At 46.6% G+C, this 11,484-nt stretch carries 9 protein-coding genes, 1 pseudogene and 1 riboswitch; of the genes and pseudogenes, 9 read left to right on the forward strand and 1 reads right to left on the reverse strand.

Annotation, left to right across the window (positions count from 1 at the left end):
* Positions 1-32: 32 nt before the first annotated feature.
* On the reverse strand, positions 33-1,352 hold the full coding sequence (locus FJQ58_RS26005; RefSeq protein ID WP_139997801.1) for a hemolysin family protein: 1,320 nt from the start codon (positions 1,350-1,352) through the stop codon (positions 33-35).
* Positions 1,353-1,606: 254 nt separating this feature from the next.
* Between FJQ58_RS26005 and FJQ58_RS26010 the strand changes: the two genes are divergently transcribed.
* The 9 genes and pseudogenes from FJQ58_RS26010 (at position 1,607) to FJQ58_RS26050 (ending at position 11,457) form a co-directional block, all read left to right on the forward strand.
* Positions 1,607-2,377, forward strand: coding sequence for a DUF1836 domain-containing protein (locus FJQ58_RS26010; protein ID WP_139997803.1), 771 nt, complete (start codon positions 1,607-1,609; stop codon positions 2,375-2,377).
* Between the two features lie 74 nt (positions 2,378-2,451).
* Positions 2,452-2,536, forward strand: a riboswitch (cyclic di-GMP riboswitch).
* 83 nt (positions 2,537-2,619) lie between these two features.
* A complete protein-coding gene (locus FJQ58_RS26015) occupies positions 2,620-4,377 on the forward strand; it encodes a methyl-accepting chemotaxis protein (RefSeq protein ID WP_139997805.1) in 1,758 nt (585 codons plus the stop codon).
* 190 nt (positions 4,378-4,567) lie between these two features.
* Positions 4,568-5,911, forward strand: a pseudogene (locus FJQ58_RS26020) (GH1 family beta-glucosidase).
* A gap of 257 nt (positions 5,912-6,168) precedes the next feature.
* The gene (locus FJQ58_RS26025; protein WP_238404350.1) at positions 6,169-7,032 is read left to right on the forward strand and encodes a prenyltransferase; all 864 of its coding nucleotides are present in this window, start codon (positions 6,169-6,171) and stop codon (positions 7,030-7,032) included.
* A 29-nt stretch (positions 7,033-7,061) separates the two neighbouring features.
* Positions 7,062-7,790 (forward strand): DUF6081 family protein, encoded by a 729-nt coding sequence (locus FJQ58_RS26030; RefSeq protein ID WP_139997809.1) that lies wholly within the window; start codon positions 7,062-7,064, stop codon positions 7,788-7,790.
* A 25-nt stretch (positions 7,791-7,815) separates the two neighbouring features.
* Positions 7,816-9,219, forward strand: coding sequence for a sensor histidine kinase (locus tag FJQ58_RS26035; RefSeq protein ID WP_139997811.1), 1,404 nt, complete (start codon positions 7,816-7,818; stop codon positions 9,217-9,219).
* On the forward strand, positions 9,212-9,910 hold the full coding sequence (locus FJQ58_RS26040) for a response regulator (RefSeq protein WP_139997813.1): 699 nt from the start codon (positions 9,212-9,214) through the stop codon (positions 9,908-9,910). The genes FJQ58_RS26035 and FJQ58_RS26040 overlap by 8 nt, the downstream gene beginning before the upstream one ends.
* 84 nt (positions 9,911-9,994) lie before the next feature.
* Entirely contained in the window at positions 9,995-10,678 is a 684-nt protein-coding gene (locus FJQ58_RS26045) for a YwaF family protein (protein WP_139997815.1), read from the forward strand.
* Between the two features lie 176 nt (positions 10,679-10,854).
* Positions 10,855-11,457, forward strand: a complete 603-nt coding sequence (locus tag FJQ58_RS26050; RefSeq protein WP_139997817.1) for a nitroreductase family protein — start codon at positions 10,855-10,857, stop codon at positions 11,455-11,457.
* Positions 11,458-11,484: the final 27 nt, after the last annotated feature.

Below are 11,484 nucleotides of genomic sequence, written 5' to 3' on the forward strand. Positions count from 1 at the left end.
GCTGCTTCTCTTGGTTATGCATAAGTTAGCTGTTAAGCGGTTTCGCCTTCGACAGCCTCTTCATTTTGCTGAATGAGCATTTCGACTTTGCGAATCCGGTTTTTGCTTGTTTCTCGAATGATGAATTTATAATTTTCGTAAAAGTGCTCTTTGCCAGGCTTAGGATCCGATACTTGGCTGTATAACCAACCGCCAACGGTATCTACGTCTTCTTCTTCAAAATTCATGCCAGTCAAATCGCTAAGCTCGCTAAGCGATACTTTACCGTCGAGCAGGTAGCAATGCTCATCCAACTGTTCGATTTCCTTGCGCTCATCGGCATCGAATTCATCCCGAATTTCACCCACGATTTCCTCCAAAATGTCCTCAATCGTAATCAGGCCGGAAGTTCCGCCGTATTCGTCCACCAATATAGCGATATGAACACGTTCCTGCTGCATCCGTTTTAGAAGCATTTTAACTGGAGTAACCTCGGATACGCTTAATACAGGATGAACAAGCTTTTTGAAATCCAAATCACGGTCAGACTCATATTCGAGGAACAGCTGCTTCGTATTAATCATCCCGACGATGTTATCCTTGCTCTCAAGCGCAACAGGGAAACGGGTATATTGTTCTTTACGGATAATTTCCATGTTTTCCGCAAGTGACTTATTCGTGTACAAGCAGATCATGTCGGTGCGAGGCACCATGATTTCTTTGGCCAGCAGTTCGTCAAAGGCAAAGATGCGGCTGACATAACCGTATTCTGTATTATTAATCTTTCCACTCTGGTAGCTCTCGTTAAGAATAATTTGGATCTCTTCTTCCGAATGCGCTTCTTCATGCTCCGTAGCGGGCTTTAGACCGAACAGGCGGACCAAGGCATTGGCCGAGCCGTTGAGCAACCAAATGAAAGGATATAAGATCTTGTGGAATAAAATAATTGGTTTTGCTGTTAGAAAGCTAATGAACTCGGCTTTTTGGATCGCCCATGTTTTTGGTGCGAGCTCGCCGACTACAACGTGCAGGAACGTTACCGAAATAAATGCAATTAAAAAGGATAGAATATGACTGATGTCATCATTTAAAGCAAAGCGTTCAAACAAGGGTAAAAGCATTTTTTCAACTGTTGGTTCTCCCAGCCAGCCAAGCCCTAGTGCTGTGATGGTAATACCTAATTGGCAGGCTGACAAGTAGGCATCCAGATTACTCGTAACCTTTTGAACGGCAAGCGCGTTCTTCCGGCCCTCAAGCACTAACTGATCGATCCGACTGGAGCGAAGTCTGATGATGGCGAACTCCGTTGCGACGAAAAAAGCAGTTAATAAAATAAGAAGAGCAATCATGAATAAATTGAATCCTATACCCATTTTCGATTCTCACTACCCTTTTATATTTATATTTTTTTATTCTTATGATCTACTATAACGAATCATTACAGGTTATGACAAACGCCAAATGCAACGGTAACAGCCTTTTACGCGCAATTAGAGGGTTTTTTGGAGATGGAAAAGCTCATTCTCATTGATTTTCGAGCCTTTACAAGCGTCAATCTCCGGCATATGATGAGTTCATATGAACTTGTAACTTAGTAAGTATGACGAAAGCGCAAGGAGGAAGGGATATGGAGTCCTTTACGCTTACTCGAAAAGAGATGGCTTGCTTGCTGCTTGCCTTGGACGGAAAGCATAGCCATAAGCCGTTACAGGTGCTGCAGGCCGCATGGACAAAAACGCATCAGAATGATTTGGAAAAGGGATCGGGCTTGCCCGCTTTTTTATCTACGCTGCTGCCACCGATCATTGAGAAGCTGATCAAAGGCAATGAGCTCAAAGGCTTCTCGCTTCATGAGATTGCCGCGCTCGGCCAGCTAATTGAATATTCGAATCTGTCGATTACCTCCATGCAAAACTGGGTAAAGCGCGATTTTAAACCTTATTTTGATTGTCCTAAGGCTGGCAAGAAATATTCGCTGAATCAAGCCGCCTTATTGTTTATTATTGATGATTTAAAGTCAAATCTTGATTTTGAATCCATTCGCAAGCTTTTTGAAATTGTATTCAAGAAACCGGCGGATGAAACCGACGATTTAATTGGTCCTATAGAATTATATGCATCCTACACGAGTATGTTTGAGGAGCTTGATGCAAATAATGACCAGCTTCTTGATATATCGGGCCATTTAAAGGAAAATCCCCATCAGGATTTGTTGACGGAGCATGTCATCCGCTCATCTGCCAATCAATTTGCAAGCCGATTGCCCAATTTATCGGAAAAGCAGTGGGAAGCGGCACGCAATATTTTATTAGTCGGGGTCATTTCGATCCAAACGTCCTACTTTCATTCCTTGGCAAGGCGCTACTGTAATGCGACTTTATTTCTAGGGTCGGAATAAAATAGTGCTTTAGGGATGTACAGAAACACTTAAATAACCTATACTGGTTTATGTTGTAAATACAATCATAGACAAACTGAAAAAGGCAAACTAGTCGAAAGACCAGGACGCAAAGTTATGGGCCTAAGGTGATCACACTACGGCGGCCAGACCGCCGGAAGGATATAAAGCTTTTCTTAGCTATCCGCCTCCTGTGGCTGGATAGCTTTTTTTTTTCAGGAAACAGAGGAGAGAGAGAAAACATGTTTTTGAAGGTATGGATGGAGAGAGCTGGAAAACAGACAAAGAGATGGAGCACCAAAAAAATTACGACCAGGCTAATCATTATTTCTGCAATCATTACTCTTTTTAATCTAGGTTCCGGTGTTTTCATCTATGTACAAAATCTATCGGTAGCTCATTCCATCAAGAAATCAGAAGTGTTGACGCATGTGGAACGCAGCTATCAAGGCATCTCCAACAAACTTCTGAAGACGATGCTGCTTATGGTGGATGCCATTGAGAATGGGAAGAGCGATGCATCAAGCATAATGAAAGAATTGGAGAACTTGCCAAAAGACATTGACGCGCTTGAGAAGCAGCTGGTCGAAATGGACAAGATCTATCCGCCATCAGTGAAGGACGGTCCTGTATATGCAAACCAGATCGGCGTCATCCGACTTGCTCTCGAAAATCTTAGCCAAACGAATACAGATATTACTGGCTTAACGGCAGAAGAGAAATCGATGCGCGTAAGCAATCTCATTGGCGTGTATACAATCGTGCTTAGTTATTCCAATGATACCATGCATGAGCGGTTGGCAAACGATGCTGAGGCTACGAGCAAAGACTTGAATGCCAACGTATCAAGTGCAAATGTGATTGTGCTAATCAACGTCATTTTGCTAGCTATTTTACCTGCGCTTATGATCTTTGGCGTTACGCAATCGATTAAGACTGGCCTTAGAGGCATTACGAGAAGAATTAGCGCGTATGGAAAAAAAGATTTTACCGCCCAAGAGAAGCTCGTCCGCTCTGATGAATTCGGAGATATTGATAAAGCCCTGGCCGATATGGGCGACAGTTTGCGGGATACCATTAAGGCTACGCTCACAGTGAGTGAATCGGTCCTTGACGTCTCGCGCAATATGGATACGATGATCGGAAGCAACCGTAAAGCCTCCGAAGACGTGAAGGGGCAGGTTGACCTTGGCAGGGAAGTGCTGCTCTCACAGTATGATGATGCCTCATCGATCTCGGCGGTCACGGAGGAAATCTCAGCTAGCTCACAGCAAATCGCAGCGTCGAGCGAGTATATCAACAATGACATGCAGCAAATGAAGCAATCCTCCCAAAGCGGATCGCACCAGATGGCTGGTGTCGTTTCGATGGTCAATGAAACCGTTGAGCAATTCGCGAAGCTCACGGAAGCATTTGAAACGATGAATGACCGCTACAACAATGTATCTAAGTTTTTGAACGGCATTCAGGACTTAAACACGCAGACGAACCTACTGTCTCTTAATGCTTCGATCGAGTCCGCAAGAGCAGGTGAGCATGGCCGTGGTTTTGCCGTAGTTGCGGATGAAATACGGAAGCTATCTAGTCAGACGGACACGATCTCCAAACAAATTACGAAGGAACTGACGCTGATCCAGCATGATGTAGCTGCAAGCAGCCGCACGATCAGCAGCTTTGCCAACGTGATCACTACGACGCGCCAAGCATCCGAAACGGCGAGTGACACCTTCCAGACTCTCGAGTCGCAAAGCAGCGTGCTTTCGGATCAAATGAATGAAATATCGACGGCAATCAGTGAGATCACTTCGGGGATGACACATATCGTTTCTGCGGTCGACAAGCTGCTAACCACGTCTTCTGACGTGAATGGCAAAATGGAACATATGAGCGAGCTCTCCGTAAAACAAAATGAAATTTCGGATGATTTGCGCACACTCGCCGAGAAGCTAACACACTCCTCGAAGGATTTGAAGGAGAAAGCATCGGTCTTCAAATTGTAAGCTTCAAGATCATCGAGTTGGGTCCAACCGTTCAGCAATGCGCTGAACGGTTTTCTTTTTGCCCAATTGTTCCTACTTGCAAGCAATGGTTGCCATGGAAAAGTCATACTACCGTTAAAATAGTCACGCGATTAGCAGTTGTTTATTGGTTGTCCTTATATAATAAAGAGAAAAATGGAGGTAGCGGAGAATGACAACTGTAATATTTCCGGATGGCTTTAAATGGGGAACGGCTACGGCAGCCTATCAAATCGAAGGCGCACATGATGAAGAGGGACGGATGCCAAGCATCTGGGATACGTTTGCTAAAACAACAGGCCATGTATTGAACGGCGACACGGGGGATGTGGCCTGTGACAGTTATCACCGCATAGATGAAGATATCCGGCTGCTGAAAGAGCTGGGCGTCAATGTATATCGCTTCTCTATCGCATGGCCTCGCATTGTTCCGAATGGGAGAGGGGAAGTGAATCCGCAAGGCCTTGCTTATTACGAAGAGCTGATCGATAAGCTGAATGCGAACGGCATCTAACCGTTCGTGACTCTTTACCACTGGGATTTGCCGCAGTCCCTTCAGGATGAGGGCGGTTGGGAAAACCGGTCGACGATTGATGCCTTCGTTGCGTATTCCGAGGCCGTCTTCCATAAATTTAACGGAAAGGTTAAGAAATGGATAACGCTTAATGAGCCATGGTGCATTTCCATATTGTCCAATTATATTGGCGCACACGCACCAGGCAAGCAGGACTTGCAAGCTGCACTGGATGTAGCCCATCACATTTTGGTCGCTCATGGAAAAACCGTTCAACGTTTCCGCGATCTGGGCATCGAAGGCGAAATCGGCTATGCTCCGAATACGGAGTGGAGAACGCCGTACAGCACCTCTGCCGTGGATATCAAGGCTACCGAGCTGCGCAATGGATCGTTTAACGAGTGGTTCCTCTCGCCTGTACTAAAGGGGGAGTACCCCGAGCTCCTTACTGCCTGGTATGAAAACAAGGGCTATAAGGTCAAAGTCGAGCCGGGAGATATGGCTATCATATCGCAGCCCATCGATTTTCTTGGCATTAATTATTATACGGGCAGCTTGATCCGTTACGCCGAAGGCAATGATATTTACAATAGCGAAGAAATTAGCTCTAGCTTTGCCAAAACCGATTTTGACTGGAACATCTATGCCGATGGGTTCTATCATGTGCTTGCCTGGATTACGGAAACCTATGGCCGAATTCCGATTTACATCACGGAGAATGGGGCTTGCTACGAGGCAGAACCACAGGATGGGAAAGTCAATGATGATGCAAGAATCCAATTTTTGAGAGATCACATTATGGCTTTGCACCGCGCCATGGAGTCCGGTGTCCCTGTGAAAGGTTATATGGTGTGGTCGCTGATGGACAATTTTGAATGGGCGTATGGTTACACTAAGCCTTTTGGACTTGTTCACGTTAACTTCCAGACGCTGGAGAGAACGCCTAAGGAAAGCTATTATTGGTACCGGAAGCTAGCTTCGGGCAACCAGCTGGACGTTTAACAGCAAATACGAATGGAGAAGAAAAGCAGGCATTTATCCAGACAACTGGATGAATGCCTGCTCTTTGTGCTTGAATAAAGGATACATCTGTCAAATGTCGAATGTAGTGGCTAAAGGGAGCAGAGTAGACTTTTGGCGATTGGTTGACGCCAGACGAACGAAAGTGGTTCAATTGAACTAACGATAACAGAGAGGACTGTGACAGGGAGATGTTTAAGCAATTTTTGAAAGCATCCAGGATTAGAGTCCTTCCAGTCATGCTTATACCCGTAGCGCTTGGCGCTCTTGGGGCATTTGTCTGGAACGGCTTATTTGATCCTTTTTTATTTTTGGTAACGATAATTGGGGCGGGCGCTGCCCATTTGTTCTCCAACATGATCAATGATTTATGGGATTATTACAACGGCACTGATTCTGCTGCCCAAAATACGGAAGGGGCAATAGCGACCAATTCGGGATACCTAACGAAAGGGACCTGGAGCATTCGTACCTTTGCAGCCGTGACTTGGGGGCTTTTTGCCCTTGCAGCGGTTTGTGGCCTAATTCTTAGCTTTTTTAGCGGCTGGCCGGTGCTTGTGTTTGGAGTTGCAGGAGCGCTGATCGCTTATTTCTATGTTGCTCCGCCCGTTCAATTCGGATATAAAGGGAAAGGCTATAGCGAAGTGGCCATATTATTATCTTTTGGCGTGCTGCCGGTCATGGGAGCTTATTTTGTTCAAACCTCGTTCCTCGACTATCGTGCCTTGCTGCTTTCGCTTCCGATCGGGTTGTTGACGACGCTAATTTTGTTCAATCATCACTTTTTGCATTGGCAGGCCGATAGGCAGGCGGGAAAACGGACATTAGTGGTGGTATGGGGCGAGAGAAGAGCGTTGTTGTTTTCCAGAGTGCTGCTTGCGCTTGCTTATTTTTCGCTTGTCGTTAGCGTAATTGCCGACGCCTTGCCGATTTATGCTCTGCTTGCTTTGCCCACGGCTATTCCGCTTTATCTGGTTTATGGAAGATTATCGACGCATAATGCTTCCACTGCCTATGTTCCGCTCATGGGGGCATCGCTGCAAGCAACAATTCGCTGCGGAGGCATTATGATTATTTGTTTAATTGTTCAAGGACTGGTTTAAACCATACCAAGAAGAAAGAGGTTATCAGAATGGACAAGCAATGGGTTTTAGGTGATTTCCATACCATCCTAAACGAAGGGGAAGTTTGGAAGATCGGAGGCTTTCCGCTGCAGGACGGTTCCTTCTGGCAGTATCGTGAACCGAATGCAGTCGTTATTGTTCGCAATGGCATCTTATATGTCAGGGCGCCGCTAAGCCGCTCGAATGACCACATTCAAATTCTCGACAATGCCAAACATATGTATTATTCCGCAGAACCAGTGAAGGTGCCGGAAACAGGGGAAATCAGCTTCGAGCTTCAAATACGCGCGCGGACGCAAAATACGGCGGAAGACGATTTATATGACGGATTCGTCTCGTTGAATTTGCTTGATTTTACAACAGGCGGAGCGCTTGATTTTTTTGCAGGCAATGATAAATATGCGAGTGTTTATGCGGTCTTGCCGTTCCCTGGGGTCCAGGTGCCTGAGACAGACAAAACTCGTTATTTTTGCGTGTTCAAAGAAGATACGGATTTTGAAGCGAGAGCATTTAACACGTACAAAATTACCTACAACCGTTCGGAGGATGAGGTTGTATTTTTGCTCAATGGCCGCGAGGTTCGCAGAGAGAAGAATGTGCCGGTGAAATTCAACCAGTTCACGGTAGCGCTAGGGGTTATGACAGAGAAGGATTTAACGCCCGAGGGCAGCGTATCGGTGCATGGACAGACCGTTATAGCGGAATGGTCCCCGATTACGATTCAAATAAAAGAGTGAGCGATGGCAAAAAAGGAGCTGCGCGATGTTATTTGTTCTAATTGCACTGTGGGCTATTGCAGCCATCATATGGCTCTCTGACCGGCAGGCATCCGTTAATCATTGGCTTGGCGCGGTAGCATTTAGCGGTGGAGCAGGGGCATTGGCAGCCGTGCTGGATTTACAGTGGCTGCCGGCCGCAGCGGAAGCGGGAATGAATCAGGTAGCGCAGCAGCTCCTGTACCGTTTGCAAGCGGTCGCTTCACTCGTTTCCTACTATGGCTTGCCGTATTCGTTCCTGTTGTTTGCCATCGTGTATCGTCCTGTGCGATTATCCAAACGTCTGCTGCAGATGATGCCGCTTTTGTTGCTAGTTCCTATTCTATTGTGTATCGTGTTTACTCCCTTCTATACGGTGGTATACCCGATTTCGTTTAAAATCGTCATTTGGTGGGCGGTCCCCTACATTTTAATCGGGGCAGTCCAGATCTTGCTGAAGCGCCAGCTGCACGCCTCTTTTTCACGGTCCCATTGGATCATTTGTTCCGTAGTGCTGCCGCCGGTGATGTTCTGCATGGTTATGAATTATGTATTTCCTAGCTTTGGGATGCTGAGAATGTGGGTGTACAATACTTGGGTTGTCGGTCTTGGCGTAACCGTCTTTATTGTGGCACTGTTTACATACGGGTTCATGGGCGTGCGGGTAAATATTGATAGGCGCCGCTTTGATTCGACGCTTCGGGCGGTTACCTCAGGGACGGCTATCTTGAATCACGCGATCAAAAACGATGCAGGTAAAATGCGTTTATTCTCGGAAAAAATGAAAGCGTACGCGATCGAAACCAATCAGCAGGAGCTGCTGGAGGACGTTGAGACGGTGCTGAACGCTTCGCGTCATATGCAGGAAATGCTTCAGCGGGTGCATCGGAGAACCGAGGATTTAATGCTTCAATTGGAAACGACTGATCTTGCGGTTCTGATCGAGCAAACGATGAAAGGCTATGAGCCGATACTCGGTAATGTTAAGCTGCACACTGCGCTCACGAAGGGCTGGCATTGCCGAATTGATCCCGCGCAGGTAAGCGAGGCGCTTGGCAATATCGTTGCGAATGCCGTAGAAGCGATGAAGGGCAGCGGTGAGCTGTTTATTCAGCTGAATGAGACCAAGAGAGAGCTGATTATTGAGGTGAAAGACACAGGGCCAGGGATGATCAAGAGCGAATTAGTCAAAGTGCTTGAGCCTTTTTATACGACCAAAAACGGTAGTGATACCAATTTTGGCCTCGGCCTGCCTTATGCTTACCATGTCATGCGCAAGCACAAAGGCATGCTCGACATGCGCAGCAAGCCTGGCGTAGGCACTTCTATCTATTTAACGTTTCCGAAACGAAGCGTTCAAGCGGCATTAGCAGAAGGGAATACAAGCGAGAGGGGAGAAGAAGTTGGGTGATGTTCGGGTATGGATCATAGAAGATGACCGTGATTGGCTGCGAGGCCTGGTAGCTTACTTAAACAAGGAGCCAGATTTGCAAGTAGTATGGACGGCAAGCGAAGCCGAGGTTGTCAGACAGGCACTGAGAGACGGCAAGCAGCTCGATCAACCGGCTGACGTTATATTGATGGATATTATGCTTGATGGACGGCCAGAGGGCATTCTCCTTGCTGAGGAGACGGCTGCAGCAACAGGGGCGCGCGTGATCATGCTGACCTCCATGGAGGAGAAGGAGCTTATTTTCCGTTCCTTTCAGGCGGGCGCGATCGATTATCAGATCAAGTCAGATTTTGAGAGATTGCCTGATGCGGTCAGATCCGCATTCCGCAGCCAGTCGCCGATCAACGCGGCTGTTGCGGAGCGCATGCGGGAGGAGTTCCGAAGGCTAAAGCAGCTCGAACGCGAGTTCGAGGTAAAAAAGGTAGGCGATCTGATTACGCCATCCGAGCTGCAGCTGCTGGATTTAATCGACCAAGGCTACACGCAGCCGCAAATTGCGGATAAATTGGTCGTATCGATCCGTACGGTAAAAAACCATGTCAATCATGTGCTGAAAAAGCTGAATCTCAGCGGTTCACGTGAAGCGGCAACCAAAGTGAAAGAAATGGGCTTGTTTCATAAGAAAAATGACGAGGATAGTACCAAATAAGTTTGGTACTATTTTTTTTTATGTTTTTTTTACCAAAATAGAGTAAAGAATACATTCGCCTGCATTGGAAAAGGAGGAAAATAAATGGCATTTGAAATGTTCTCCACCGCGCATATTGCCGGACTGATTGTTTTTGTGCTGGTCATGGCAGCCTTAATCCTTTTTCGGGTTCGGCTCAGAGAGCCTGCGCTAAATCGTCTTGTTCGAATGACGTTGGCTATTGTGCTGCTTGGCTGCGAGCTCTCCTTGCAGGCATCTTACTTTATGGAGCACAGCTGGTGGAGCGGTTCGCTCCCGTTTCAGCTTTGCAGCTTAATGGTTTTGATGAGTGCAATAGTTATGATTGCGAATCACAAAGGATGGTATGATGTTATTTTTTTTCTTGGAAGCATGGGAGCCTTGCAAGCGCTGCTAACGCCAAATTTGGATGAGTCGTTTCCTCATTTTCGCTATTTTGAATTTTTTATCGCCCACATCGGAATTGTTGCTGCTGCCGTATTTATTTTAGCTGTAGAACGGTACCGGCCTTCTTTCCGCTCCGTGCTGCTTGCGATGGTTTGGCTGCATGTACTGGCGATACCTGCAGCCATAACCAATATCGTCACAGGTACGACAAACTTTATGTTTTTGGCGCGCAAGCCTGGAACGGCTTCGCTGCTGGATTTGCTTGCGCCGTGGCCTTGGTATTTACTGCAGCTTGAGATTGTTGCTTTTGGGATCTTCCTGTTGTTGTACGGAGCAGTGAGGCTATTTCCTAAGAGTGATTAGGCAAAAGGGACATAATTGCAGTTATATGGGGGATAATGAAAGTGATCCGCTTGACAAGCATTTTAGAATATTATAAAGTAACTTACGTAAAGTAATTAAGTTTTCCGGAATATGGCATAGGGAATCACGATCAGCCAACTCCCCCAACTTTAAACCAATGAGAGGCAGGAGAAACAATGACATCAGAAGCATTTTTCGACGCAGTGAAATCCAGACGTTCCATTTACGCGATAAGCAAGGAGGCTGTTATCTCCGACGAAAAAATCGTAGCAATCGTGCAAGACGCGGTTAAACATACGCCATCATCCTTTAACTCGCAAAGCGCACGGGTAGTTGTGCTGCTTGGAGATAACCATGATAAATTTTGGGATATCACAACCAATACGCTCCGCGCCATCGTAGCGGCAGATCAATTTGAGCCTACTGCGCAAAAAATGAACTCATTTAAAAGCGGCTACGGCACGGTATTGTTTTTCGAGGATAAGAAGGTCATTGACGGCTTGATGGAAAATTTCGCTGCCTACGCACAAAACTTCCCGATCTGGTCGCAGCAATCTTCCGGCATGCACCAATTCGTTGTATGGACTGCGCTTGAAAAAGAAGGCTTCGGCGCATCGCTTCAGCATTACAACCCGCTGGTTGACGAGGAAGTGCGCTCGACTTGGTCCTTGCCTGATTCTTGGCAGTTGATTGCACAAATGCCATTCGGCAAACCGACAGCAGCTCCAGGCGAGAAGACGTTCCAGCCGATCGACGAGCGCGTGAAAGTATTTAAATAAGCATCGTATGACGGAAAAAAAAGGCCG

It is taken from the genome of Paenibacillus paridis, assembly GCF_006345825.1.
GTDB lineage: Bacteria > Bacillota > Bacilli > Paenibacillales > Paenibacillaceae > Pristimantibacillus > Pristimantibacillus paridis.

Coding starts and splice junctions, on each gene's coding strand:
- FJQ58_RS26050 (WP_139997817.1), top strand. CDS start 10,855: ATGACATCAGAAGCATTTTTCGACGCAGTGAAATCCAGACGTTCCATT.
- FJQ58_RS26025 (WP_238404350.1), top strand. CDS start 6,169: ATGCTTATACCCGTAGCGCTTGGCGCTCTTGGGGCATTTGTCTGGAAC.
- FJQ58_RS26005 (WP_139997801.1), bottom strand. CDS start 1,352: ATGGGTATAGGATTCAATTTATTCATGATTGCTCTTCTTATTTTATTA.
- FJQ58_RS26035 (WP_139997811.1), top strand. CDS start 7,816: ATGTTATTTGTTCTAATTGCACTGTGGGCTATTGCAGCCATCATATGG.
- FJQ58_RS26030 (WP_139997809.1), top strand. CDS start 7,062: ATGGACAAGCAATGGGTTTTAGGTGATTTCCATACCATCCTAAACGAA.
- FJQ58_RS26015 (WP_139997805.1), top strand. CDS start 2,620: ATGTTTTTGAAGGTATGGATGGAGAGAGCTGGAAAACAGACAAAGAGA.
- FJQ58_RS26010 (WP_139997803.1), top strand. CDS start 1,607: ATGGAGTCCTTTACGCTTACTCGAAAAGAGATGGCTTGCTTGCTGCTT.
- FJQ58_RS26045 (WP_139997815.1), top strand. CDS start 9,995: ATGGCATTTGAAATGTTCTCCACCGCGCATATTGCCGGACTGATTGTT.